23 protein-coding genes and 1 pseudogene are annotated in these 24,212 nt (G+C 69.3%); 11 read left to right on the top strand and 13 right to left on the bottom strand.

Going from position 1 to position 24,212, the window contains the following annotated elements:
- Positions 1-140 precede the first annotated feature (140 nt).
- The gene (locus tag INP57_RS18805; RefSeq protein ID WP_200071588.1) at positions 141-884 is read left to right on the top strand and encodes a FadR/GntR family transcriptional regulator; all 744 of its coding nucleotides are present in this window, start codon (positions 141-143) and stop codon (positions 882-884) included.
- 133 nt (positions 885-1,017) lie between these two features.
- Here the strand turns inward: INP57_RS18805 and INP57_RS18800 are convergent, their stop codons facing one another.
- From INP57_RS18800 to INP57_RS18790, 3 genes are read right to left on the bottom strand one after another with little or no spacing between them, the layout of a single operon-like run.
- A complete protein-coding gene (locus INP57_RS18800) occupies positions 1,018-3,192 on the bottom strand; it encodes a xanthine dehydrogenase family protein molybdopterin-binding subunit (RefSeq protein ID WP_200071587.1) in 2,175 nt (724 codons plus the stop codon).
- A complete protein-coding gene (locus INP57_RS18795) occupies positions 3,192-4,151 on the bottom strand; it encodes an FAD binding domain-containing protein (protein WP_200071586.1) in 960 nt (319 codons plus the stop codon). Before INP57_RS18795 ends, INP57_RS18800 begins: the two co-directional genes overlap by 1 nt.
- Entirely contained in the window at positions 4,138-4,590 is a 453-nt protein-coding gene (locus tag INP57_RS18790) for a (2Fe-2S)-binding protein (protein ID WP_200071585.1), read from the bottom strand. Before INP57_RS18790 ends, INP57_RS18795 begins: the two co-directional genes overlap by 14 nt.
- A gap of 232 nt (positions 4,591-4,822) precedes the next feature.
- Between INP57_RS18790 and INP57_RS18785 the strand changes: the two genes are divergently transcribed.
- The 5 genes from INP57_RS18785 (at position 4,823) to INP57_RS18765 (ending at position 9,561) form a co-directional block, all read left to right on the top strand.
- Positions 4,823-5,410 carry a TetR/AcrR family transcriptional regulator gene (locus tag INP57_RS18785; RefSeq protein WP_200071584.1) on the top strand — a complete coding sequence of 196 codons (588 nt, stop codon included), beginning with the start codon at positions 4,823-4,825 and terminating at the stop codon, positions 5,408-5,410.
- Between the two features lie 478 nt (positions 5,411-5,888).
- Complete coding sequence (locus INP57_RS18780) at positions 5,889-6,773, top strand: isocitrate lyase/PEP mutase family protein (RefSeq protein ID WP_295144936.1); 885 nt, start codon at positions 5,889-5,891, stop codon at positions 6,771-6,773.
- 165 nt (positions 6,774-6,938) lie between these two features.
- Positions 6,939-7,754 carry an SAM-dependent methyltransferase gene (locus INP57_RS18775; protein WP_200071582.1) on the top strand — a complete coding sequence of 272 codons (816 nt, stop codon included), beginning with the start codon at positions 6,939-6,941 and terminating at the stop codon, positions 7,752-7,754.
- A 271-nt stretch (positions 7,755-8,025) separates the two neighbouring features.
- On the top strand, positions 8,026-8,691 hold the full coding sequence (locus tag INP57_RS18770; RefSeq protein WP_200071581.1) for a VOC family protein: 666 nt from the start codon (positions 8,026-8,028) through the stop codon (positions 8,689-8,691).
- Between the two features lie 51 nt (positions 8,692-8,742).
- Complete coding sequence (locus INP57_RS18765; RefSeq protein ID WP_200071580.1) at positions 8,743-9,561, top strand: SAM-dependent methyltransferase; 819 nt, start codon at positions 8,743-8,745, stop codon at positions 9,559-9,561.
- Positions 9,562-9,579: 18 nt separating this feature from the next.
- Here the strand turns inward: INP57_RS18765 and INP57_RS18760 are convergent, their stop codons facing one another.
- The 3 genes from INP57_RS18760 to add all read right to left on the bottom strand — a co-directional run bounded on the left by INP57_RS18760 (position 9,580) and on the right by add (position 11,606).
- A complete protein-coding gene (locus INP57_RS18760) occupies positions 9,580-9,906 on the bottom strand; it encodes a DUF3099 domain-containing protein (RefSeq protein ID WP_200071579.1) in 327 nt (108 codons plus the stop codon).
- 110 nt (positions 9,907-10,016) lie between these two features.
- Positions 10,017-10,436, bottom strand: coding sequence for a VOC family protein (locus INP57_RS18755; RefSeq protein WP_200071578.1), 420 nt, complete (start codon positions 10,434-10,436; stop codon positions 10,017-10,019).
- Positions 10,437-10,577: 141 nt separating this feature from the next.
- Complete coding sequence (add, locus tag INP57_RS18750; protein ID WP_200071577.1) at positions 10,578-11,606, bottom strand: adenosine deaminase; 1,029 nt, start codon at positions 11,604-11,606, stop codon at positions 10,578-10,580.
- A 375-nt stretch (positions 11,607-11,981) separates the two neighbouring features.
- Here add and INP57_RS18745 point away from each other — a divergent pair, with 375 nt between their 5' ends.
- Both INP57_RS18745 and INP57_RS18740 read left to right on the top strand, forming a co-directional pair.
- Positions 11,982-12,809, top strand: coding sequence for a mycofactocin-coupled SDR family oxidoreductase (locus INP57_RS18745; RefSeq protein ID WP_200071576.1), 828 nt, complete (start codon positions 11,982-11,984; stop codon positions 12,807-12,809).
- A 130-nt stretch (positions 12,810-12,939) separates the two neighbouring features.
- A complete protein-coding gene (locus INP57_RS18740) occupies positions 12,940-13,716 on the top strand; it encodes a 3-oxoacyl-ACP reductase (RefSeq protein ID WP_200071575.1) in 777 nt (258 codons plus the stop codon).
- A gap of 143 nt (positions 13,717-13,859) precedes the next feature.
- Here INP57_RS18740 and INP57_RS18735 read toward each other — a convergent pair whose 3' ends face one another.
- The 5 genes and pseudogenes from INP57_RS18735 to INP57_RS29670 form a co-directional block, all read right to left on the bottom strand.
- Positions 13,860-15,059, bottom strand: a complete 1,200-nt coding sequence (locus INP57_RS18735; RefSeq protein ID WP_200071574.1) for a hypothetical protein — start codon at positions 15,057-15,059, stop codon at positions 13,860-13,862.
- Positions 15,060-15,246: 187 nt separating this feature from the next.
- Complete coding sequence (locus INP57_RS18730) at positions 15,247-16,512, bottom strand: hypothetical protein (RefSeq protein WP_233627877.1); 1,266 nt, start codon at positions 16,510-16,512, stop codon at positions 15,247-15,249.
- A 208-nt stretch (positions 16,513-16,720) separates the two neighbouring features.
- Positions 16,721-17,197, bottom strand: coding sequence for a hypothetical protein (locus INP57_RS18725; RefSeq protein ID WP_200071573.1), 477 nt, complete (start codon positions 17,195-17,197; stop codon positions 16,721-16,723).
- Positions 17,198-17,220: 23 nt separating this feature from the next.
- A pseudogene (locus tag INP57_RS29675) lies at positions 17,221-18,054 on the bottom strand (NsdA family TPR-like regulatory protein); the annotation flags it as partial.
- Positions 18,055-18,087: 33 nt separating this feature from the next.
- The gene (locus INP57_RS29670) at positions 18,088-18,630 is read right to left on the bottom strand and encodes a hypothetical protein (RefSeq protein ID WP_233627875.1); all 543 of its coding nucleotides are present in this window, start codon (positions 18,628-18,630) and stop codon (positions 18,088-18,090) included.
- A gap of 275 nt (positions 18,631-18,905) precedes the next feature.
- Between INP57_RS29670 and INP57_RS18715 the strand changes: the two genes are divergently transcribed.
- Positions 18,906-19,169 (top strand): hypothetical protein, encoded by a 264-nt coding sequence (locus INP57_RS18715; RefSeq protein WP_200071572.1) that lies wholly within the window; start codon positions 18,906-18,908, stop codon positions 19,167-19,169.
- A gap of 699 nt (positions 19,170-19,868) precedes the next feature.
- Here INP57_RS18715 and INP57_RS18710 read toward each other — a convergent pair.
- Complete coding sequence (locus INP57_RS18710; protein WP_233627874.1) at positions 19,869-21,059, bottom strand: erythromycin esterase family protein; 1,191 nt, start codon at positions 21,057-21,059, stop codon at positions 19,869-19,871.
- 181 nt (positions 21,060-21,240) lie between these two features.
- Between INP57_RS18710 and INP57_RS18705 the strand changes: the two genes are divergently transcribed.
- Positions 21,241-21,948, top strand: a complete 708-nt coding sequence (locus INP57_RS18705) for a MerR family DNA-binding transcriptional regulator (protein WP_200071570.1) — start codon at positions 21,241-21,243, stop codon at positions 21,946-21,948.
- Positions 21,949-21,990: 42 nt separating this feature from the next.
- On the opposite strand, the gene INP57_RS30380 is transcribed toward INP57_RS18705, so the two are convergent.
- Positions 21,991-23,187, bottom strand: coding sequence for a cytochrome P450 family protein (locus tag INP57_RS30380; RefSeq protein ID WP_200071569.1), 1,197 nt, complete (start codon positions 23,185-23,187; stop codon positions 21,991-21,993).
- A 245-nt stretch (positions 23,188-23,432) separates the two neighbouring features.
- Here INP57_RS30380 and INP57_RS18695 point away from each other — a divergent pair, with 245 nt between their 5' ends.
- Positions 23,433-24,188: a GntR family transcriptional regulator gene (locus tag INP57_RS18695; RefSeq protein ID WP_200071568.1), complete on the top strand. Its 756-nt coding sequence runs from the start codon at positions 23,433-23,435 to the stop codon at positions 24,186-24,188.
- Positions 24,189-24,212 lie beyond the last annotated feature (24 nt).

Below are 24,212 nucleotides of genomic sequence, written 5' to 3'. Positions count from 1 at the left end.
GGCCGGAGTGGTCCGGGCGGGCCGGAGTGCGGGGCCGGGAATGCGGGATCCGCGAGCCGCGGCCAGTATTGAAATCCAGCGACGAACCTGTCAACCGGTTGACCAATTTTGCCGCGACGGATCTTGCTAGGCTCGGTCCCATGTCCACTCCGAACGGGTCCGAGGCCGCGGGCATCGGCGAAGCGCTGGGCAGCGTGCCCGCGGGTACCGCGGTCGGCGAGGTCGCCAAGCGGCTGCTCGACCTGTTCACCGCCGGGGACCTGCAACCCGGCACCCGGCTGCCGCCCGAGCGCAGCCTCGCCACCTCGCTCGGCGTGGGGCGCTCGGCGATCCGCGAAGCGTTGGCGGCGCTGGAGATCCTCGGCATCGTGGTGGTGCGCCCCGGCTCCGGGACGTACCTGCGCGGCAGCGCTTCGGAATTGCTGCCGCAGACGTTGAGCTGGGGATTGATGCTCGGGGAGCCGCGCACCCGCGAGCTCGTCGAGGTGCGCAACGGGCTGGAGGTGCTGGCCGTGCGCAGCGCGGCCGAGCGGTGCACCGCAGAGGACCTGGCCGACCTCGCCGCGCAGCTGGACGGGATGCGGCAGAACCTCACCGACTTGGCGAAGTTCGTCGAGGCCGACCGGCTGTTCCACCTGCGCATCGCGGTGGCTTCCGGCAACGTCGTGCTGCAGCAGCTGTTGCAGAACGTCCGCTCGCTGCTGCGGATCTGGGTCGAGCGCGCGCTGGCCGACCGGACGCACGCGGAACTCGCGCTGTCCGAACATCAGGGGATCTACGACGCACTGCGCGCAGGCGACGCCGATGCGGCCGCCGCCGCGATGAGCGCGCACATGGGCACCGCCGCCGGACGGCTGGCCGAGACCCTGGACCAGGACGGCTGAGCAGCGGCGCTGCTCGGTCACCGCTGAGCGGCTTCGCCGCTCAACGACCGGAAGTCAGGATCGGTGTCCACTGGGGACGAAACGGCGTGCCGCCGGGAGCCTCGGATCGAAGCTCCCGGCGGCACGGGGCAACTCACTGCTCCAGCAGATCTTCCAGCATGATGGGGATGTTGCGGACGCGGATGCCGGTGGCGTTGTACACGGCGTTGGCCACCGCCGCCGCCATGCCGACGATGCCGATCTCGCCGACTCCGCGCGCCCCGAGGGTGTTCTGCAGCGTGTCGGGATACTCGACGAACTGCACGTCGACATCGGGGATGTCGGCGTTGACCGGCAGCAGGTAGCCGGCGAAGTCGCCGTTGGCGAACCGGCCGTCCGGCTCGATCTCCAGGCCCTCGTGCAGCGCCGCCGACACGCCCCAGATCATGCCGCCCGCGAGCTGGCTGCGCGCCGTCTGCTCGTTGATGATCCGGCCCGCGTCGAACACGCCGGTCATCCGCGAGACCCGCGCCTCCCGGGTCCACTTGTGCACCCGGACCTCGCAGAACTGCGCACCGAACGAGCTGAACGAGTGCTTGGTCAGCTCCTCACCGGGCGTGGACGAACCCGTCGCGGAGATCGATGAGCGGCCGACCGCGCGCAACAGCTCGCCGAAGGTCATGCTGCGATCACCGGCGAGCAGCCTGCCCGCTTCGTAGACCACCTCCATGCCCTCGAACGGCGAGCCCGGCGCCGCCGCCAGCTCGAGCAACGCGTCGGTCACCTCGGCGGCCGCGACCACGACGGCCGAACCGGCGCTGGCGGTCGCGGTCGAACCGCCGGACATGCCCCCGGGCGGCAGCGCCGAGTCGCCCAGCCGCGGCGTGATCAGCTCCTGCGGGATGTCCAGCGATTCGGCCCCCACCAGCGAAAGCACGGTCAGCAGGCCCGTTCCCGGGTCGGCTCCGCTGGTCGCGACTTCCGCCCGGTCGTCGGCGTGCAGCGTGATCCCGACCGTGGCGGGGAACCGGAGGGCCGGGAACATGGCGGTCGCCGTGCCCTGCCCGACGAGCCAGTCGCCATCGCTGCGTTCCCCCGGCGGGCGGTGCTGCCAGCCGAACCGCCGCGCACCGGTGCGGAAGCACTCGTCCAGGTGCTTGCTGGACCACTGCAGGTCTTTTCCGGGCGGTGCCGCCGAGTTGTTCCGCAGCCGCAGCTCGATCGGGTCCATGCGCAGCGCGACGGCCAGCTCGTCGATCGCGCTTTCCAGCGCGAACGAGCCGGGGGCCTCGCCGGGTGCGCGCATGAACGTGGTCGGCGGGAGGTTCAGCGGGACGATCTTCTGGCTGATGGCCAGGTTCTGCGTCGCATACCACTCCCGCGAGGTGCCGTGCGAGGTCGGCTCCACGAACGACCGGTCCGCGGACGTGCTGCACGTCGAGTCGTGCCGCAGCGCGATGAGCGTGCCGTCCCGGTCCGCGCCGAGGGCGATCCGCTGCACAGTGGCGGCGCGGCCGGCGGTCGCGGTGAAGACCTGCTCGCGGCTCAGCGCGGCCTTGACCGGCCTGCCGAGCGCCCGAGCCGCGGCCGCCGCCAGGAACGCCGGGGTCGAGGTGACGCCCTTGCCGCCGAAAGCCCCGCCCACGAACGGATTCACGGCCCGGACCGATGACGGGTCCGCTTCCAGCGCGTCGGCCACCTCGGCCGCTTGCAGGTGGGCGCCCTGGTTTCCACTGTAGACCGTCAAGCCATCGGAATCCCACAGCGCGACCGCGGAATGCGGCTCCATCGGGGCGTGGTTCTGCGTCGCGGTCCGATAGGTCGCGTCGACCACCACCGGGCTGCCGGCGAAAGCGTCCTCGATGGACTCGACGCCGTCCGCGAGAACGCTCAAGGAGGGCGGCGATCCGTCCATGGCGGGCGGTGCGTCCTCCGCGGTGGTGAGCCCTTCGTCCAGCGAGGTCCGCGCGGGCCGCCGGTGGTAGGAGACCTCGATGCGCATCGCCGCGTCCCGCGCCTGCTCGAAGCTCTCGGCGACCACGAACCCGATCGGCTGGCCGTAGTAGCTGACTTCCTTGTCCTGCAACGGAACCCAGACCTTGCCGGCGACCGACGAGGTCGGTGTGCGCAGCGGCAGCGGCTCGAACGGCGTGTACACGCCGAGCACGCCGGGGGAGCTGCTCGCTGCGGTGACGTCCATCGCCGCGATCTCCCCGTGCGCGATGGTGCTGACCACGACGTATCCGTGGGCCATGCCGGGGAAGTTGCGGTCGGTCCCGTAGTCGGCCCTGCCGGTGACTTTCAGCGGCGCGTCCAGCCGGTTGACCATCAGTGGCTCCCCTCGGTGAGTTCGAGCAGGGCGCGGACGACGGTCCGCCGCAGCAGCGGAACCTTGAAACCGTTCGACGCCAACGGGCGCGCGCCCTCGGCCGCCAGCGCAGCGGCGTCCTCAAAGGACTCCAACGTGGCGGGCGCGCCGCGCAACGCGGCTTCGACGGCGCTGAGCCGCCACGGCACGGTCGCCACACCGCCGACCGCGACCCGGGCGTCGGCGATCTTCTCGTCCTGGACGTCCAGCGCCACCGCTGCCGAGCCCAGCGCGAACTCGTAGGACTGCCGGTCGCGGACCTTCACGTAGGTCGAGCGGGAAGCCCAATCCAGCCGCGGAACCACGACCTCGGCGATCAGCTCACCGGGCCGCAGGTCGTTCTCCACCTCGGGCGAATCGCCCGGCAAGCGGTAGAAATCGGCCAGCTTGACGGTGCGCTCGCCCGCCTCGCTGATCAGCCGGAGCTCCGCGTCGAGCGCGGTGAACGCGACGGCGACGTCGCTGGCGTGCGTCGCCACGCACGAGTCGCTGGTGCCCAGCACGGCGTGCATCCGGTTGGCGCCTTCGAGCGCGGGACAGCCGCTGCCCGGTTCCCGCTTGTTGCAAGGCATTTCGACGTCGCGGAAGTACGTGCACCGGGTGCGCTGCAGCAGGTTCCCGCCGATGCTGGCCATGTTCCGCAACTGCTGCGAGGCGCTCAGCAGCAACGCTCGCGAGATCATCGGGTACACGCCGGGATGCGCCGCGACGTCGCTCATCCGCTCGAGCGCACCGATCCGCAGCCCGTCTGCGGTGTCGATGCCGCGCAGCGGCAGCGCGTTGATGTCCAGCACGTGGCGCGGTGCAAGAACATTGAGCTTCATCAGGTCGACCAGCGTGGTTCCGCCCGCGACCGGCGTTGCCGGTTGCGCGAGCGCGTCCTGCACGGTCTCCGGGGCGGTGAGTTCAACGGGGCGCATCGGCCTGCCTCGCTTGTTCGATCGCGGCGACGATGTTCGGGTAGGCCGCACAGCGGCACAGGTTGCCGGACATGAACTCGCGCACGTCCGGGACATCCTGCTCGACCGCGGCGGCGGCCGACATGACCTGCCCGGACGTGCAGAACCCGCACTGCAGGGCGTCCTGCTCCACGAACGCGCGCTGCACCGGATGCAGTTCGTCCCCGGTGGACAGTCCTTCCACGGTCGTCACGGGCTGGCGCACGGTGGCTGCCAGGGTCAGGCAGGACAGCACCGGACGGCCGCCGACGTGCACCGTGCAAGCGCCGCATTGCCCCCGGTCGCAGCCCTTCTTCGGGCCGGTGATGCCGAGGCGTTCCCGCAGCGCGTCCAGCAGCGTGACGCCGGGATCCACCTCCAGATGTTCCGTTCGATCGTTGATTTCGAGCGAGATGTCCAAAAGGTCTCTTCTCCGCAGCTACTTCGCGGCCGCGCGGCACGGGTCCGCGGGCCTTGCGGCACATTGGTGGGAGACGGCCACGCCGAGTCGGCGGCCGGGCAGTGCAGTGGATGTACAGAAGCGGATAATCATCCGCTATGTGAACCGAGACTAGCGGATTAGAATCCGCTTCGCAACGAAGGCGGCGCACCGGCTCCGGCGCGCGCCGCGACTCGCGGAGTACGGAGGAACGATGGGGACCGGCTCGGTCAACTCCCGGCGCGCGGACACCCGGCGCAACCACGAGTGCATTCTCAACGCGGCGGCCGAGTCGCTGGCCGAGTCGGGCGAGCTGTCGTTCAACACCATCGCCAAGCAGGCCGGTGTCGGCGTCGGCACGGTGTACCGGCACTTCAGCGCCCCGGAAGAGCTCATCCTCGCGGTCTACCAGCGCGAGGTCGACGCCCTGGTCGAAGTCGTGCCGAAACTGCTCGAAATGCACCCGCCGCAGCAGGCCTTCCGGGTGTGGACGACCGACCACCTGACCCATTACATGATGACCAAGCGGGGTCTCGTCGACGCCCTGCGCGCCGCGACCGCATCCCGCGGGGAGTTGCCCGCGAACACGCACCAGATGGTGCTCGGTGCGGTCGCCGAACTGCTGACGGCGAACATCGCGGCCGGGACGGTGCGCGCGGACCTCGATCCGGAGACGGTGTTCCGCGGGCTCGGCGGACTGCTTTTCCTCGATCCGAGCGGCGATTGGCGCAACCAGACCGAGAACCTCGTCGATCTGGTTTGGCGGGGGATGCGCCCGGACGAGGACGGCGCGCCCCGCTGATCTCTCGGCGGCTACGACGAACGACGGGCCGGGCGGTTGGAGAACCGCCCGGCCCGTCGCGTTGCTGTTTCCGGTCTTGCTGAATCGTGGTTGGTGCTTGCAGGTTCGGTGCTCAGCCGACCGCCAGGGCGGTGAAGAGCATTGCGATGGCCAGCACGCCACCGGCGATGATGATGATCAGGCTCGTCGTCTTGCTCATGGCCGCTCACCCTCCGGACCGCAGCGCGGCGCGCGCACTCGGGGCGACCCGCCCGGATGTGCCATGAACTGCGAAAATCGTTGAGGCGCGAAGAACGGCGCGGTGCGAATGAGACGTAGTTCGCACAACCCCACCCCCGCAGTTGAGGGGGCCGGCGCAGCGCGAGCGAAGCCCGTGCCGCGGATCCGAGCGCGGGATCGCGCCCTCGCTCCCGCCGGACCGGAGCGCCGGTCGAGTGCGCGACGATGCGGGGAGAACGTTGCGACCAAGGAGGAACACGTGTCGGAGTTCGCCGGGCCGCGCCCGAACGTCCGCAGGAAGCTCCGCGAATCGCTCACCGACGCCGCACCGGTCGTCGCGCCGGGCGTCTACGACGGCATCACCGCGCGGCTGGCCGAGCAGGCGGGTTTCGGCGCCGTCTACCTCAGCGGGTTCGGGGTGGCCGCGTCGCTGCTGGGCAGGCCGGACATCGGGCTGGTGACCGCGACCGAAATGGCCGACACCGCCCGGCGGCTGTCCCAGGCCGTGGACGTGCCGCTGATCGCCGACGCGGACACCGGCTACGGCAACGCGCTCAACGTGGTGCGCACCGTGCACGACTACGAGCAGGCCGGGGTCGCCGCGATCCAGCTCGAGGACCAGGAGTCGCCGAAGCGCTGCGGCCACATGTCCGGCAAGAGCGTGCTCGACGTGGACGAGGCGTGCGCCAAGATCCGCGCCGCCGTCTCGGCGCGCACCGACCCGGACCTGCTGATCATCGCGCGCACCGACGCCGCCGCGGTGCACGGCCTGCCCGCGGCGATCGAGCGGGCCCGCCGGTTCGCCGCGGAAGGCGCGGACGTGCTGTTCGTCGAAGCTCCCCGCACCGTCGAGGACATCGAGACCGTGGCGCGCGAGCTGTCCGGGCACTGCTTGCTGTTCAACCGCGTGGAAGGCGGCAACACCGCCGAGATCCCGTTCTCGCGGCTGGCCGAACTCGGTTTCGGCGTGGTGATCTCGCCGGTCAGCGCCCTGTTGGCGGCGACACCGGCGATCCGCGGAATTTTCGAGACGTTCCGCGCGCAGCACTCGACGGATTCGCGGGACATGGAGACTTTCCAGGGATTCCTGGAGACGATCGGGTTGCCCGGCATCCGCGAGCAGGAGCAGCGGTTCAGCTCTTGAGCGGCTCGGCCGCGCGCTGGTCGGAACGACGCAGCGCGTTGCGTCGATCGCATCCGGTGGCGATCCCTCCTTTTACGCGCGCGGACACCTTTGCGATCATGACCGGGTCGGCGCGCCAGGCGAACCGGGGACCCTGGGTGCGGACGGATTCGGAGGGGTAGCAGGTTGAGTCAGAACGCGGCCGACGATCACCGGACAGGCATCGATTCGACCGTGCCGCATTCGGCTCGGTTCTGGAACTACCTGCTCGGCGGCAAGGAGAACTACGAGGTCGACCGGGAGATCGGCGACTACGTCCGCGAGCACTTCCCGCGGATGGTCACCGTGGCCCGCGAATCCCGGTTGTTCCTCGGCCGCGCGGTGCGGTACGCGGTCGAGCAGGAGGGGATCCGCCAGTTCCTCGACGTCGGCACCGGCTTGCCGACGGCCGACAACACCCACGAGATCGCGCAGCGCTGCGCGCCCGATGCCCGGATCGTCTACGTGGACAACGATCCGCTCGTTCTCGTGCACGCCCGTGCGCTGCTGACCAGTTCCCCGGAGGGTGCGACGAACTACGTGCACGCCGACGTGCGCGAACCCGCGGTGATCCTCCGCGAAGCCGCCGCGACCCTGGATTTCGCGCAGCCGATCGGGCTGGTGCTGATGGGCGTGCTCGGCCACGTCGCCGACACCGATGAGGCCGCGAGGATCGTCGCGGAGCTGCTGGAAGCGTTGCCGCCGGGCAGCGTGCTCGTGCACTACGAGGGCACCGACACCCACGAGGAAATGGTCGCCGCCAACGACCAGTACGCGACCAGCGGCGCGATTCCTTACGTCGTGCGCACTCCCGATCAGGTCCGCGAGCTGTTCCGCGATCTCGAACTCGTCGAACCGGGCGTGGTTCCGGTGAGCCTGTGGCGCCCGGAGGTCGACGATCCGCGCGCGGACGTCGACGGCTACGGCGGCGTCGGCCGCAAACCGGAACCCGGGAACGACTAGCTGCGGGGCGCCCGGCGTTCCCTGGACGCGGTACGACGCGCGGCCCTCTCGTGCGCTTGGCGAAGCAGCGAAATCGCGCCCTCTACGTGTGTGCCCCGAGGCTCGCATCGTCGCCGCACTCATCGCCCAGCGCGCCCTGGCGCTGCTTCGCGCAGGCAGCACCATGTCCGAGATCATCGGTGGTCGCCAGCCCGCGCAACCGTGACCGGACGCGACGAAGCCGTCCATCCCTTGTGGTCGGTACCCCTCCTGACGTTTAGGCTGGCGAACGATGTTGCGGATCGATCACATCGCGCTCGGGGTGCAGAATCTGTTCGAGGGAGCCGAGCGGCTGCGGGCCGAGACGGGCCTCGGGGACCGCGAAGGCGGCTGGTTCCCGAACATCGGCGCGGCCAACCGCATCGCCGCGCTGGGTCCGCGGCAGTACCTCGAAGTGGAGAGCGTCATCGATGCGGTCACCGCCGAGCGCACCACAGGCGGGCGGTGGTTCCTCGACCAGCTCCGCGCAGGTGACGTGTTCCTCGGCTGGTGCGCGGGCGTGGACAGCCGCGAGGAACTGGACCGCTACGCCGAGTGGTTCGGCGTGCCGGTCGAAGAAACCGTGACCCGCGTGGCCGCGGACGGCTCGGTGCGCGGTTCGCCGCGAACGCCGAGCGCTCCGGAAGCGTGGCGCCGCGGACTGCCGAACGTGTTCCACATGGACCCGGACACGCACCCGGCGAACGACGCGCCGCACGGCCGGGAACCCGGCGGGATCGCGTGGATGGAGGTCGGCGGCACCGAGCGGGACATGCGCGAATGGCTCGGCTCCGGCGTCGACGATCTGCCGCTGCGGTTCAACCACCGCCCGCACGGGGTGTACGCGGTGGCGGTGCGCAGCTCGCCCGAGGAGCACGAGACCGTCATCCGCAGGCGCCCGGTGCTGCTCGGGCAATGATGACGGCGTGAATCCTCCGCGAGACCTCGCAGTTCGGTTACGGTTTCGGGCATGGATCACGACGCGGAGCTGGCCGCCCAAGTGGCGAACGCGGACTTCGACCGCGCCAACATCGCCCGGATGTACGACTACCACCTCGGCGGGTCGGCGAATTTCGCGGTGGATCGGGAAATGGCCGATCAAGCGCTGCGGATCGCGCCGACCGAGCGGGACTACTGCTGGGCCAACCGCGGATTCCTCGGCCGGGCCGTGCGGCATCTGGTGACCGAGGAAGGGATCGACCAGTTCCTCGACCTGGGTTCCGGCGTGCCGACCGTCGGCAACGTGCACGAGATCGCGCAGGAGCACAACCCGCGCGCCCGCGTGGCCTACGTGGACTGGGAGGTCATCGCCTGCCACCACGCCCGCTACCTGCTCGGCGAGAACGAGCAGGTGAGCGTCACCGAAGCCGACGCCTGCGACGTGGAGACGGTGCTCGACGCGCCGGGCGTGGCCGGACTGCTGGACTTCGACCGGCCGATCGCGGTGCTGGCCTTCGGGATCCTGGACATCATTCCCAGCCCCGACGGGGCGGCGCTGGTGACCCGCTACCGGGACAGGTGCGTGCCGGGAAGTGCGCTGGCGGTGTCCAACAACGCGCAGATCACGCGCACCGATGAGGAAGTCGCCGGGCTGCGCTACCTGCTGTCCTCGACTTCCACGCCGCAGCTGCACCTGCGCACACCGGAGGAGGTCGCCGCGCTGATGCCCGGCTACACCCTGCTCGAACCGGGCGTGGTGCCCGCTGCGAAGTGGCGGCCCGACGAGCCGGTCACCGAGGAAGAAGCCGCCCGCGGCAACGTCTACGGCGCGGTCGGCATCCTTCGGTAACCGCGCGGGTAGCGGCTGTCAGGGCTGTCGCTGGTCGGTGTCGATGTGGTCGTGGTGGCGGTCTTCGACGGCGCGCCGCTCTTGTCGCCGCATGCGGCGCCTGCCCGGACGTGCGGTGCGGTCATTGGCGAGAACGACCGCCACCCACGGCAGCGCCCCGGTGACGATCACGATGGCCAGCGCCAGCCACCAGATGTGCGCGAGGAGTCCGGCGGCCGTGAAGCCCACCAGGTGCACCACCATCAGCACGGCGTAGACGCGCTTGCGGTGCCGCTGCTCCTCGTCGAACGACGGTTCGGCGTCGGTGATCAGCGCCGGGTCGTCCGATTGCCGTCCGCGTCGCATCGGCACCTCCCGCGTCGGTCGCCTCGTGGCGAGCCGCCGCGGGGCACCTGAGAGGCTTACCCGCGGCGGGGCGCGGGTTCACCCGCGCGGCGGCCCGAACTCGGCCCGTTTCAGACCGCGAAGACCTGCGAGTCGTCGGCGAACGCCTTGAACTCCAGGGCGTTGCCCGCCGGGTCGTGCAGGAACATCGTCCACTGCTCACCGGGCTGCCCCTCGAACCGCACGTAGGGCTCGATCACGAACTCGGTGCCCGCCGCGCGCAGCCGGTTCGCCAGCTCGTGGAACTCCGGGACGGTCAGCAGCAGGCCGAAGTGCGGCACCGGCACGTCGTGACCGTCGACCGGGTTGTGCACGGCCGAGCGGCGTTCGGGCGCCAGGTGCGTCACGAACTGGTGGCCGTGCAGGTTCCAGTCCACCCAGGTCTCCGCGCTGCGGCCTTGGTCCAGTCCGAGCACCTCGCCGTAGAAGTGGCGTGCCGCGGACAGGTCGTCGACGGGCATGGCCAGGTGGAAGCGGGGGATGGTGCTCATGGGTGTGCTGCCTTCCTGCGCGTGGGCGGGCGGTGGATCGCACAACGTCGGCGGGGAGTCGCCGACATCTCACGAAGACGCCGGGAACCGGCGCAGCGTCGAACCGCCCGGACCCTACGATGCTGCGCCGGTCCGCGGCCATCACCCCTGGTTGTGCCCGGCCAGCACGGCGTCTATTTCGTTCGTCAGCCTCGCCTTCTTGCCGAGTTCGAGGAAGCCGGCCTGCACTCCGTTGCGAGCAAGTGCGGCCAGGTCGGTGCGATCCAGGCCCATCCGGTTCGCGGTGCGGTACTCCTGGGTGAGGTCGGTGCCGAACATCGGCGGATCGTCGCTGTTGAGCGTGACCAGCAATCCCTCCCGCAACATGCGCGGCAGCGGATGATCCTGCAGACCGGCCACCGCACGAGTGCACAGGTTGGAAGTCGGTGAGACGTCCAGCGGAATCCGATGTTCCCGCAGGTGCTCCAGCAGCGCGGGGTCGCTCATGCTGCCGATGCCGTGGCCGATCCGCTCGGCGCCCAGGTCGCGCAGTGCCGACCAGACCTGGTCCGGCCCGCCCGTTTCCCCGGCGTGCGGCAGGCTGCGCAGACCCGCGGCCCGCGCGCGCTGGAACAGCTCGGCGAACGGTTCCCGCGCCACTTCCAGCCCGCCGACGCTGAAACCGACAACACTAGCCGGACCGTGCGCCAATACAGCGTCCAAAGTGGATGATCCTGCTTCGACGCCGAAATCCCCGGCGAAGTCCGGCACCCAGCGGACGGTGATGTCGTGCTCGGACTCGGCCGAGGTGCGTCCTCGCTCGAGCCCCGCGAACACGACGGCGGGCGGGATGCCGCGCCGGAGATGGCCGGACAGGCTGAAGTTCATTTCCGCGTAGCGCACGTTCTGCCGCGCCAGTGCGCGAATGGTTTCGGCGGCCAGCAACGCGAAATCCTCCTCGTCGCGCAGCACGCGAGCGGCGCTGCGGTAGACGTCGAGGAAGTGCGGAAAGTCCCGGAACTCGTACCAGGAACGGATCTCTTCCAGCGATTGCGGCAGGTCGGCGATGCGGTGCTTGCGGGCCAGTGCCAGCAGCGTGCCCGGCTGCATCGACCCTTCCAGGTGCACGTGCAGCTCGACCTTGGGCAGGGCGGTCAGGAAGTCTTCGAGCGAGCTGTCGGTGGTGTGCATGACCGGTCCTTCCGGCGATCGGCACTCTCTTTCCGAACCGCGAAGCGCGGTGAGACCCCGGAACCGCGAAGTGCGGTGGCATCGGCTGGATCTCAAGCCCGTCACCAGGCGAGATCGCCGCGCTCGTGGTCCTGCCCGTAGAGCGGAAGTGCGGGCACGACCCAACCGACGACGCTGTTGGTCGGCGCGCGGGTCTGCACGTCGGGCAATGCTAGATCACGCTGCGTGCCGAGTCGACCGCCGGCATCGTTCCTGGCCACCCGCGCATGCAGGTGCTGCGGGCGCGGGCGCTGCTGCGATCGGGTACTTGCCGTGCATGGAGAGTGCTGATCAGGATGGTTTCGCCGTGATCGCTACCTGGCGGGAGACGTCATCTTGGGAGCACTGACCGGAAAGATCGCACTCGTTACCGGATCCGCCCGCGGTCAGGGCCGCTCGCACGCGACCCGGCTCGCGGAGGCCGGGGCCGACGTGATCGCGGTGGACCGCTGCGAAACCGTGCCGGAGATGCCGTACGCCATGCCGGATCCGGACGACCTCGCGGAGACCGCGCGGCTGGTTCAGAACCACGATCGCCGGATCGTGACCGCTCAGGTGGACGTGCGCGATGGTGACGACCTGGCTTCCGTGGTGGCGAAGGGCGCCGCGGAACTGGGCGGTCTGGACATCGTGGTGGTCAACGCCGGGATCTCGACGGTGCTGGCTGCCGAGGGAACCTCGGACTCGCAGACCTGGAACACCATCGTCGCCACGAACATGACCGGCGTCTGGAACACCGTGGAGGCGGCTCTGCCGCCGCTGCGCGAAACCGGCCGTGGCGGGTCGATCATCATGACCGGATCGACCGCGAGCTTGAAGGGCCTGGTCGGCGCGCCCGGCACTCCCGCGGTGCTGGCCTACACGGCGGCCAAGCACGGCGTGGTCGGCCTGATGAAGTCTTACGCGGTGGGGTTGGCGAAGGAGAGCATCCGGGTCAACACCGTGCATCCGTCCGGTGTGGACACTCCGATGCTGGAGAACGACTCGCTGCGCGAGTATTTCGCCGAGCATCCCGCGGACGCGGAGATGCTGCGCAACGCGCTGCCGGTCAAGATGCTGCAACCCGGCGACATCAGCGATGCCGTGCTGTGGCTGGCCTCGGACGCTTCCCGCTACGTCACCGGTGTGGGGTTGCCGGTGGATGCGGGGTTCCACGTCCTTTGAGCCCGGGTCGCACCGGCTCGAGGTGCGTTTCGTCCGCCACTGCGGACGTTTCGGGGATTTCGGGCGCACGGCCGCGAACGGGCGGGCCCGGGATCGCATCGCCACCGGCGGGCGCCGATACCGTGTGGCCATGGACGAACGTGGTCAATGGCTCACCGATCGGCTCGTGCTGGTCACCGGCGGCGGGCGCGGCCTGGGCAGTTCGATCGCGCGGGCGTTCGCCGGGCAAGGCGCTCGTGTTGTGCTCAATTACCGGCGCAGCCGCGAACGGGCGGAGGCGCTCGCCGCGGAGATCGGCGACCGGGCGCTCGCGGTGCAGGCGGACGTCACCGACGAGCAGCAGGTGCACGCGATGTTCGAGACGATCGCGCAGCGTTTCGATCGGCCGGTGACGACGGTGGTCAACAACGCGCTCGCGGATTTCTCGTTCAACGGCGAGTCCCGTTCGCACGCCGGGGAAATCGGCTGGGGCGAGTTCGACGCGCAGTTCCGCGGTTCCGTCAGCGGCGCGCTGCACACGACACGAGCAGCGTTGCCGCAGCTGCGCGCGCAGGGCACCGGGCAGATCATCAACATCGGCACGAACCTGTTCCAGCGCCCGGTCGTGCCGTATCACGACTACACGGCGGCCAAGGCCGCGCTGCTGTCGCTGACCCGGACGTTCGCGGCGGACCTCGGCCCGGACGGGATCACCGTGAACATGGTCTCCGGCGGCCTGCTGCGCACCACGGACGCCAGCGCGGACACCCCGGAGGAGGTCTTCGACGGAATCGCGCAGGCCACTCCGCTGCGCAGGGTGGTGACTCCGGAGGAGTTCGCCGATGCGGTGCTGTTCTTCGCCTCGCCGTGGGCGCGCGCGGTGTCCGGGCAGAACCTGGTCGTCGACGGCGGGCTCGTGAACGGCTGACGCGGCCGGTCGCCGCGATCCGCGCACGAGTCCGCACACATCGGATTCGCGGATTCGGTCGGCGGTGCAATGCTTTTCGCGGTGCACGTCCGCTGTGGACCGTCGAGACGGTCGGCCATCGGTGCCCGCATTGCAGCGGCCCGTCATTCCCGGTTGCGGCGACCGATCCGGGCGAGCGCGGATTTCGATTCCGCCAGCACCCGGTACGCGCGGGACAGCGCGGCGTCCTGCTCGCACAGGTGGCGCAGGCTTTCCCGCACTCCGCTGGGCGCTTCCGGGCGTCCCAGCGCGCGTTCGGCCGTCGCCTCCAGCTCGGCATACCGTTCGGCCAGCCCGGCGAGGGCTTCGACGGCGACCTCGAGCACCTCGCCCTGCTCGGCCTGGTCGGGGTGCTGCGCCGGCCCGCCCGCGTCCGGCGCGGGCAGCAGCTCCTTCAGATCACCGACGACGTGGTAGCCGCGCCGGATCAGCTCGGCGACCATCCGGTCCGCCCGCTCGTGCACCCATTCCCGGTCCTCGTCCGGCAGTCGCAGCGGCGTGCGGGACGAGCGCTGCCCCAGGATCTCGGTGGCGATCCCGTACTTGACCACGCCGTCGTGCCCCGGCCAATCGATGCGGCCGTCGAGCTGCTGGTTGAGGCGGTGCACCAGCTCGGTCTCGGCCACCCCCAGCGACCGGTTCGGCCGCTCGACGGTGGCGTCGAACGCGGCGGGGTCGATCTCCAGCAGCTCGCAGAAGCGCTCCCAGAGCAGCTCCGGCGGCTGCTCCGGCGGAACCGTGACCACGTGGACGCGTTCGGCAGGCACCTCGGCCGCCCACCTGCGCAGGATCGCGGGCAGGTCCTGGCGTTCCCAGAACAGCTCGCTGAGGTAGTGCGGTTCCGGGCCGCCGCGAACGCCCGCGACGAACTCGGCGAAGCTGAGCACGTGCCGGTTCTTGATGTCCTCCTGCCACACGGCCGGGATCTGCCGCGCCAGGTCGCGGGCGGTGCAGACCAGGTGCAGCTCGGCGAAGGCCAGGTCGGACACCGCCCGCTCGACGGCCGCCGGGTCGGCGGTGCAGAACAGTTCGTGCGAGAGCACCACCGTGCCCGGCCACTGCCGCGCGTCGTCGACGAGCCGCGCCCACGCGCCCGGCACGTTCTCGTCGAACCAGTCCTCCTGGAACTGGACTCCCTGCAGGTCCATCGACGCGTGGAAGTGCGCTTCCGGGACGTCGCCCGGGTAGCGCACGCCCGCCGCGGCCAAGGAGTCCTGGTTGCGCCAGAGGACGTCCTGGAGATAGGTGGTGCCCGTCTTCGGGGAACCCAGGTGCAAGTACACCCGGCGGCCGTCCTGAGTCATAGCGGCCCGACGATAACCAGCCGCCCCGACCGGTCCGCTCGCGGCTCGCGGAGGCTCAGCTCCGGTCACCCCGGGTTCGGGCCGCGCACCTCTCGGTGCGCAGCGAGGCCAGCGGCGGCGGAGCAGGTAACCGGCGCGGGTGCTGCCGCCGCGTGCTCACCGCACCGGTGTCAGTGCAGCGGCGGGGTCACCGCGTCGGGCGCCGGTCGCTTTCCCGTTGCAGCGCGCGGAAGTCTTCGATCCACCCGTAGCTGCGCCCCGGCAGCCCGTCCGGCCCGGGTTGCACGGTTTTGGACGCGAACAGGCTGTTGAACAGCCACGGCTTCGAGTTCTTGTCCCAGTTGGTGACCATCGCGTCGTCCTGCGCGATGCCGTAGGTGGCCAGCGCGAGCTTGCCGGTGTCCCGGAACCGCTGCACCTGGTTGCGCAGGAAGTGCTTGTGGTTCTCGTACCAGGGGCTCATCGACAGGAAGTCGTTCCACTGCTGCTGCGGGAACCGCTTGTCGATCGCGGCGTCGACGACCTGCCACACCTTGGTGTCCGCCGGGAAGCCGTATTGCTTGGCGAACTTCCCGGAGACGGGCTGTTCCATCTGGTCCTCCCAGAACAGCACCAGCGAGAACTCGGTGGCCAGGAACTTCTGGTCGGGCCGCAGCTTCGGCAGCACGTAGTCGAGGTACTTCTGCACGTTCTCCGGCTTCGCCACGTGCGGGTGGATGTCGACGCCTTCGATGGCCGGTGTCTCGCGCACGAAGGTCATCCACCGCTCGGTGGCCGGGGTGTGCCATTCCGGCTCGTCGAGCCGGTTCAGCGCGCCCATGTACAGCCGGGTCTTGCAGTTCGGCCCGAACTCGCGATCGCGGTAGGAGATGACGTGCTCGGCGACCGCCTCGTAGAAGTTGTTGAGCTTCTCGTTCTTGTCCTGATCGCGGGTCTCGAAGAACGGCTCGTTGCCGATCGTCAGGATGTCCATCCGGTTCATCGCGGCGGGCAGCACCTTGTCCACCCTGGCCAGTTCCTCGTCCATCGCCGGGGTGCCGGGCTGCGGGATTTCCTTTTCGTGGTACTGGAACTTCAGCGACAGCAGCGTTCCGTAGCCCCGGTCGGCGGCCTCGAGAAGCTTGCTGATCTGGGGCTGCTTCGCCGGATCGTCCTTGTCGGCGTCGCGCATCGTGTAGAAGCCGCGCAGCCAGCTGGCTTCGACTTCCTGGAGTTCGGGGAAGGTGACGATCTCCGCGTCGCCGTTGAAGTTCGCGCCGAGCACGCCGTCCGGAGCGGCCGAGCCGGTGGGACGGGCTTGGGTGGCGTTCCGTTGTGCGGCCGGGGAACTGCAGCCGGCGATCCCGAGCGCTCCCGCAGCGCCCACGGCCCCGAGCAGCCCGCCCAGCCGGCGTCGCGAGATGGCTTTCGGCTCGCCCGGCCGAGACGAGTGTTCCGGACGGTGCTGCTGCATGGGTTCCTCCGCGCGCTGTCGGCTGTGCGTACTCCTTCTCCGGAAGCTTCCCACCCGAGCACCGGTGACCCAGCGGTGCGCCACTTCTGCCGTCCGGTTCAGGGAATTCCCTTCGCTCGGTGGTTCAGCGCTGCTGCCGCGCGTGCGATCGGCGCACGACTCTGCGCAGCCTCGATTCCCGATGGTGACCTGCGGAAAAGGGTTGTGATCAGTCGCGGGCGGCGCCTTCCGGCCACACGATGGTGAGGGGAATGCCGCGTTCGCGTGCGGCGTGCACGACGTCGCCGGTACCGCCGTGGCCACCGGCGGGCTGACCGTCCCAGACCGCGAGCATCTTGTCGACGGAGCTGAGGACGTGTTCGCTCGCGGCCATGTACGCGTCCCGGTTCGACTCGGCGAACGGCATGGTGTGCACCTCGGCCGCCTTCCCGAGCAACTCCTCGAAATCTGCCGCGTTGTCCGGTTTCACCTTGCGTGCGCGGTAATCGGCGGCGGGTAGCACGACTTCCAGCGAGCCGCCCGCCTCGAGCACGGCCCGCGCGAACAGCTGATCGGCACCGCGCGCGAGGCAGCTCAGGCCGGTCAGACCGGCGTCGTACCCCGCCAGCTCAACGTCCAGCACCTCGCGCACCAGGACACTTGTCGCAGGGGTGAGGTTCGTGTGGCCGGTGATTCCGATGCGCACGGTCGACACCTTTCATTCGGGGCTCAAGCAGAGATCACATCACGTACCGCGTCGCGGGTACTACGTACCTTGGGTGAGGTGCCGAACCGTTGGGACTCGCGATAGAAGTCCCGTAGCTTTTCGCCTACGCGGCCCGAGGACCATGTTGCCGCGATCGGTAGTGCCGACTCGATCAGCTCGCAGGAGCGGTCGGGTTCCGCAGTGACGAGGTGAGCTCGGGCAAGCCCGATCAAGTCGAATGCTCGGTTCCGCACGAAGGACGGATCGCGAAGAACGAGCGCACGTCCGATGTAGTCCTGCGCATGGCGTGCCTGCTGGGGTTGTGCGCTGGTGACGGAGAGATCCCGCCAGCGTGCACCGAGCACTCCGTACAGCTCAGCCACGTCGAGCCCGTGCGCGTTTTGGTCGACGCCGTTCGGATCGTCCTCGGCGAAGTGGTCTTCGGCCAACCTGGCTGCTCGCCGAAAAGGTTGCACGGAACCGGTTTGTGCGTAGGCCCACGCTTCCCGCGTTGCTAGCAGTGACCGAAGTCTTGGGCTGGCCGCTCTGCGGGCGCCGTACTGCGCGAGCTGTACCAACTCCAGACCGTCTCCTGGCTGCCCGAGGTCGAAGCAGTGGCGAGCGAATGCGGCGAGCGTGCTTGCGGCGAAGGTGGCATCACCACCGACTTTGGCGAACTGCACCGCAAGCGAGTAGTACCGCTGAGCGGCCAGGTGCAGACCGGAATCCCACGACATCGATGCCGCTATCCGGGCCAGCTCGGCACCGACGAGGAAAGCTGGCTGCGTGTTGGGGCCGTCGCCGATGTCTCGAAGACGATCAGTGAGCTCATTGAGTTGGGCGAGCACGGCCTTGCGGGTGAACCGTCCTGCCGGTGACTTGCTCCAGGTCTAAAGCTGGCTCGTGATGTCCTGCCAGCTTGCGAGTTCAGCCTCAGTGATCACCGAATTGCCTGGAAAGCGGTAGTTCAGCGGAGCCAGCCAGCCTCGAAGAGGTTCGGTAAGAACAGCACCAGCAGCGGCCGTCGCCGTACCCAGTGCTTCGCGGCGTGAAAGTGTCACATCCCGGCTCGTCAGTTCCTCGGCAACGGTTACTACCTCAGCAGGATGCCATGCAGTGGCCGACAAGTCGGTAGTCGCGGCGGGTGAAGGTTCGGTGCAGTGCTTGCGGGGAGTGAAACCGAGGTCCCGATCGGTCTTCGCGCCGAGTACAGCACGGAAACCCGCTCGATAGGCACTGCTGGGCCAGCGCACTTCTCCTCGTTCGTATCGGGAGACCTGATGCCGATCAAGGTCGTAGTGCTTCCCGGTAGCCGTGTACAGGTGCCGGTTGACCTCTTCAGCAAGTTCGGACCGCGACATGCATTCACCAGGAACTCGGCGGGAGTTGATTGCTTCGCGCGCGGCACGCAGGAGCGAGTTCGGAGTGGGCATCGCCTCTCCCTTCGAACACGGACTGTGTCAGAACTTATACCATGGGTCACATTGAGATCTGTCCCGGCATGACCCGGAATCCGTGTCGAACCGTTAGCGCTCGACACCGAACATGGGGGCATGACCAGGAAGAACAAGCTCCGTTTCGATCAGCGGCATGCAGCTTCGGAGGCAATTTCCACGGCCGGATTCTTGCGGGAACCTGCTCAGGTGGCTCGGTTCGCGGTTCCGGTGAGTTACTTTCGGCCGCAGCGCTGTGTTTGGGCGGTGCCCCAATGAGCGCGCCCGACTACCCGGTGCGTGTGCGCCTCCGGGCCGGTGTGGTCGGTGAGGCGAAGCGGGTCGTGCATATCACGATGTCGTTGCCGGGTGGTGGCTATGTGGCGTTGTGCGAAGTGCGGCTGGCGGGCGCGGATGCCGAGTTGATCTCGGATTTGCTGGGGATGCCGTGCATGGTGTGCACGCGGATTCTGGCGTTGCGATCGCAGGTTGCCGATCCTGCGGAACTCAACGGGCCGCGCCCGGAGGTCGAGCCGTGATGGCGTGGATGACGTCGGAGTGGTGCTCGACGTGGCACGTGGTCGACCGGGTCGCGTGTGGTCGGGTCGTCGTTTCTACGTGCGGGCATCCGCTGGTCGGCCGCATGTCGCGGGTCCTGAGTGGACCGTTGCCCGCGGACTCGCGCGCGGTGTGCCAGGCGTGCGTGGCGGTGACCGGTGCCTGCGCCGAATCGGACAGCACCCGGGCCGCGGTGCTGGCGACCGCACTGGATGCGCTGGCCGGACGCGGATCGTTGTGCGCACCCGGACAGTCGCCGCCGGAGTCGGCAAGCGGGCTGCGAATCGAGTGGCCATGCGGCGATCCGCCCGATCAAGCGGTCCATCCGGGACGTGCGGGGAAACTCCGCCGCTGCACCGGAAAATGGCTCGCTGTCGCCTAGCCTCGCCAGACTCGGGTCGCCGCTGCCCCCCCCGGACCGGCGGCCCGCGCCTCGCCGGGCGAGCGCCCTGGCGAGGCACCCAATCCCCGGCGCCCGCACCCCTCCCCGCGGTCGCCGGTCGGCCGGGCAGCGGACTCCCACTTCCACCGCTGCCCGGCCCCTCCCATCCCGGGTGAACGGACCGTTTGACCAATCTAGTGGGACCAAAGTTCCGCTCACTCCGAACGCACCCGCCGGACTTACCGAGTGAACGGACTGTTGGTCCAATCTAGTGGGACCGACGGTCCGCTCACTCCGGTCACGTGGTGCGAGGTTCGGAAGCGCCGGTGATGAACGCGATCGCGTCGATGCCGTCGAGGTCGGCTGCGGCGAGTGGGAAGTAGCCCGTTTCCGGCGGGATTCCGGCGCGGGCTTCGAGCGAGTGGTGCGCGAACGCCTCGCTCAGCGGTGCGGGGAAGAGCGCTCTGTCCGGAGTGGACTTCGCCAGGACGCCTTCGGCGGTTTCCGGGGCGGGGGCGGTGATCCCCGACTCGGCGGCCGTGCCGAGGTAAGAGGCGATCACGGCGTAGCCGGTCCCGATTCGTGCCGCCGCGCCCGCACCCCCGCTCCACCAGCGCAGGTCCATGTCGCCGAGCCGCAACGTGCTCGGATCGCGCCGGAGGTGCTGGTTGTGGGCGAAGACCAGCGTCGGGCCGCTTTCGGTCGCTGCGATGGCTCGCAGATTGGCCGCCATCATCGCGTCCCGGATCGCCAGCATCCGCGACATCCGCTCCGATTCGGACGGTGCGGAGTCGGCCATCACGGCGTGGTAGCGCAGCAAGCCTTGCGCAGTGCGCGCGAACAGCCGGGCGCGGTCGTGCTCGCCCGGTGACGCGACTTGTTGCAAGCCAGGCGTTTCCGATTCCAGCACGCCGACGAGGTCATCGGTGATGACACGAAGTTCGCGCGCCTCCGGCGAATTTCCCGTGCACCGGGCCGGATCCAGCATCGCATCCGGATGGGTCCACGCAGCATCTTCGCCGAGCAGCACGTCGATGGTGTGCATGTCATGCGGAATGCGACTCGGGGAGAGGTGCGCGGTTAGGTGCTCGTACAACGCCGAGAGCGGTAGCCGCGGGCTCGACGCGCCGCTCATCTCCATCGGAGCGTCGAACCCGTAGAAGCGGACCTGGTCGTGCGGGGCGCGATCCTCGTTGTGCTCGCGCAGCCAGATCAGCAGCTCCCGGTTCGATGGCAAGTCGCCGAAGCCGTGGCTGAACCCCGTCGCGAGCACTTCGTCCAGGTCGTCGCGCTCGCCGGTGACGTAGTCGTCGACGGCCAAGCCGGCCAGGCAATCGCTTTCGATCGCGACGGAGCGGTAGTCGTGTTCCGACACCAGGTGCCGCAGCACCTGGTTGCGCAGCAACGGGAAAGCTTCGGCGCCGTGCATGGGCTCACCGAAGCCGAGCAGTCGCGGTGGTTCCGGTCTGGAGGCCAGGAACCCGTCCAATGCAGCTCCGAGACCAGTGCCTGCCCGCGTGAAGTGCTGCCCTAGTGAGCTGATCGATGGTGCCATGGAATCCCTTCGGTCGATGCGCACCCCTTCGATCGTATCGTTGAACTTCCGGTTGAAACTTCGAACAGAGACTCACCGGTAAAATGCCTCGAACCTTCAACGGGAGGGCAGCGGTATGTGGGAGGGTCGGTTGCGGCCCGCGGATCTCGCGCGGGAGCACGGCCTCTCGACGCAGGCGGTGCGCAAGTACGAGCAAGCGGGCATCCTGCCCCGGGCCGCGCGCGGACCGCAGGGATACCGGCGATACTCCTCGGCCCACGCGCAGGCACTTCGCACGTTCGTCGCACTGCGGCCCGGCTACGGGCGGCGCGCTGCTGAGATCCTGCGCGCCGTCAATTCCGGTTCGGAGGAAACGGCATTCCGGCTCATCGATCAGGGTCATGCCGAGTTGGCGCGGGACCGTGAAACCCTCGACGAGGTAGCTCTGGCGCTGAGCGAACTGCGACCGATGCCCGATGAGCAGCCCACGCCACCCACCATCGGCAAGCTGGCGCACCGGCTCGACCTGCATCCGGCGACCCTCCGAAAATGGGAGAACGCGGGGATTCTCCGCCCGCAGCGGGATTCGGCGACCGGGTACCGCCACTACGGTCCCGAAGCGGTGCGCGATGCGCATCTGGCGCACCAGCTGCGACGGGGCGGATACCTGCTCGACCAGATCGCCGCGGTGGTCGCGCGCGTGCGCGACGCGGGCGGCGTCGCGCCGCTGGAGGAAGCCCTGCGCACCTGGCGCTCCGCTCTCCAGCAGCGGAGCAGGTCGATGCTGGGCGGCTCGGGCGAACTCGCCCGCTACCTCGAACTCGGTGCCAGCGTCGAGCGGTAACGCAGCACGAAGCGTTGCAGCACAGCGGTTTCCGCATCCGGATCAACCACCGTGCAGCAAGACCGGGAACTCCTGCAGGTCGTTCTGTGTGAGCACGGGCTGGTTCTGCACCGCGGGCACTGCCGCGCGCAGCCGGGGAAACCGCTCGAACAGCGCGGGAAGCGCGATACCGGCCTCCATTCTGGACAGTCCCGCTCCTGGGCAGACGTGCGGGCCGTGGCCGAAGGTCATGTGCCTGGCCGCATCGGCGCGGTCGATGCGGAACTCGTCCGCGTCCGGCCCGTGATGCCCGGTGTCCCGGCCGATCGCGCGATACGACAGCACGACTCCATCGCCTTCGCGGATCACCTCGCCACCGACTTCGATGTCCGCGGTGGCGAACCGCATCAGCAGGTGCGTGGTCGGCGTGTCCCAGCGCAGCGCCTCCTCGATCACCGCATCCCAGCCGATTTCGCCGGCCAGCACCATGCGCAGCTGATCGGGGTGGTCGAGCAGCGCCCGCACGGCGTTGAGGATCAGGCTGACCGTCGTCTCATGCCCCGCGCCCACCATCGCTTTGAGGTTGCCGAGCACTTCCTGCTCGGTGAGCGGTTCGCCGCCTTCCTCGGCCGTGATCAGCGCACTGGTGAGGTCGTCGGCGGGTTCGGCGGCACGCGCCCGCACCAACTCCAGGAAGATGTCGTCGAGTTCGGCGAAGACCGCCAGCCGCTCGTCCTGCGGCGTCAGCATCGAGAAGAACGCCTTGTAAAGCGTGTGCAGCCGAGCGCGCAGGTCGGCCGGAACGCCCATCAGCGCGCTGATCACCGCCATCGGCAACGGCTGCGCGAACAGCTCTTTGAGATCGACCGGGCCGTGCTCGCCCTGTGCGGCGAGTTCGTCGAGCAGCTCCCGGACGGTGCCGGCGATCAACGGCCGGATGTTCTCCAGCCGCCGCGGCGTCATCGCCTGCGCCGTCTTCGCGCGCAGTCGCCGGTGTTCCGCTCCGTCCACTGTGAACATCGAGCGCCCGGGGTCGATCATGCCGATCAGCGGCCAAGCACGGGTGACCGCACCGGTGCGCCACAGCTTCCACCGCCCGATGTCTTTGACCAGCCGCGGATCGGTGAGCAACCGCCTGGCTTCGGCGTGGCGGGTGACCGACCACGCGGGTACGCCGAGCAGCTCGACGCGCACCAGCGGACCGGCCGCGCGCAGCGCGCGGGTCTCGCCGTCGAGATCGCGCACCAACGGATCGATCACGATCGGATCGGTGCTGCTCGCCGGTCCATCGAACGGGTCTGACGCGGAAGATCTCATGATTCCCCCTCGGGCAGCGGACCCGCGAGGACGCCGGATCCGCGACCATTCGACGGCGCCAACCGTAACGCCGGGCAAATCCGGGCGAGTGCGTTTTGCGGTTTTCGGCAGGAGTTCGTGGGCCGAGTGATCAACCGGTCGTATGTCGCGGCGTATCAACCTGCGCGCGACGTGGGATGCTGTGCGGTATGGACGCGCGTGCTGTGAACGGGGCGAAGGAGCCGCGCTACTTGCAGATCGCCCGCGGCCTGGCGGGCGAGATCGCTCACCAGCGCTGGGCGGTCGGGGAGCGGATGCCGCCCGAGCCGGAGCTGGCGTCGTCGTACCAGGTCTCCCGCGAGACCCTGCGCAACGCGCTGCGCGAGCTGGAGTCGCGCGGCCTGGTCTCGCGGCGCAAGGGGGACGGAACCCGCGTCGAACGGTCCGCCCCGGCGCAGCGGTTCGACACCTCGCTGGGCAGCCTGGAGGAACTGACCCAGTACGGACGGGACGCGGTCCGGGAGATCACCGCCACGCAGCGGATCACCGTGGACGCCGAACTGGCCGCGGTGACCGGGCTCGCTGCCGGTGCCGTCCGCACGCGGCTGACCACGCTGCGGCGGGCGCCGGACGGTTCGGCCGTTTCCTGGTCGCAGGTCTACCTCTCGCCGGACGACGCCGCGGCCATCGCCGACGACCTCGGCAGCAGCACTCGGCTGATCAGCGATCTCGTGCAGGAACGCACCGGGCGATCCACCCACCGAGTCGTGCAGCAGGTTCGCGCCGTCGCGCTGCCGCACGAGCCTGCCGACGCGCTCGACCTGGAACCGGGCAGCCCCGGACTGGAGTTCGTGCGCTGCTACTACGACCCGGACGGCGAGCTGTTCGAGGCGACCGTGGGCGTGCACCCCGCGGAGACGTTCAGCTACCGGACCACGCTCGTGCGGTCCGGCCCCTCCGCGTAACTCGCGGTCCGTCGGTTGACAACC

This window comes from Saccharopolyspora galaxeae (assembly GCF_016526145.1).
In the GTDB taxonomy this organism is placed as follows: Bacteria; Actinomycetota; Actinomycetes; order Mycobacteriales; family Pseudonocardiaceae; genus Saccharopolyspora_C; species Saccharopolyspora_C galaxeae.
Note: the sequence above shows the minus strand (reverse complement) of the source record. Positions and strands in the feature narration are given on the sequence as shown.

Bases quoted from the DNA above. Each gene is read 5' to 3' on its own strand.
- INP57_RS18805 (WP_200071588.1), top strand. From the start codon at position 141: ATGTCCACTCCGAACGGGTCCGAGGCCGCGGGCATCGGCGAAGCGCTG.
- INP57_RS18800 (WP_200071587.1), bottom strand. From the start codon at position 3,192: ATGGTCAACCGGCTGGACGCGCCGCTGAAAGTCACCGGCAGGGCCGAC.
- INP57_RS18795 (WP_200071586.1), bottom strand. From the start codon at position 4,151: ATGCGCCCCGTTGAACTCACCGCCCCGGAGACCGTGCAGGACGCGCTC.
- INP57_RS18785 (WP_200071584.1), top strand. From the start codon at position 4,823: ATGGGGACCGGCTCGGTCAACTCCCGGCGCGCGGACACCCGGCGCAAC.
- INP57_RS18770 (WP_200071581.1), top strand. From the start codon at position 8,026: ATGTTGCGGATCGATCACATCGCGCTCGGGGTGCAGAATCTGTTCGAG.
- INP57_RS18765 (WP_200071580.1), top strand. From the start codon at position 8,743: ATGGATCACGACGCGGAGCTGGCCGCCCAAGTGGCGAACGCGGACTTC.
- INP57_RS18760 (WP_200071579.1), bottom strand. From the start codon at position 9,906: ATGCGACGCGGACGGCAATCGGACGACCCGGCGCTGATCACCGACGCC.
- INP57_RS18755 (WP_200071578.1), bottom strand. From the start codon at position 10,436: ATGAGCACCATCCCCCGCTTCCACCTGGCCATGCCCGTCGACGACCTG.
- add (WP_200071577.1), bottom strand. From the start codon at position 11,606: ATGCACACCACCGACAGCTCGCTCGAAGACTTCCTGACCGCCCTGCCC.
- INP57_RS18740 (WP_200071575.1), top strand. From the start codon at position 12,940: ATGGACGAACGTGGTCAATGGCTCACCGATCGGCTCGTGCTGGTCACC.
- INP57_RS18735 (WP_200071574.1), bottom strand. From the start codon at position 15,059: ATGACTCAGGACGGCCGCCGGGTGTACTTGCACCTGGGTTCCCCGAAG.
- INP57_RS18730 (WP_233627877.1), bottom strand. From the start codon at position 16,512: ATGCAGCAGCACCGTCCGGAACACTCGTCTCGGCCGGGCGAGCCGAAA.
- INP57_RS29670 (WP_233627875.1), bottom strand. From the start codon at position 18,630: ATGCCCACTCCGAACTCGCTCCTGCGTGCCGCGCGCGAAGCAATCAAC.
- INP57_RS18715 (WP_200071572.1), top strand. From the start codon at position 18,906: ATGAGCGCGCCCGACTACCCGGTGCGTGTGCGCCTCCGGGCCGGTGTG.
- INP57_RS18705 (WP_200071570.1), top strand. From the start codon at position 21,241: ATGTGGGAGGGTCGGTTGCGGCCCGCGGATCTCGCGCGGGAGCACGGC.
- INP57_RS18695 (WP_200071568.1), top strand. From the start codon at position 23,433: ATGGACGCGCGTGCTGTGAACGGGGCGAAGGAGCCGCGCTACTTGCAG.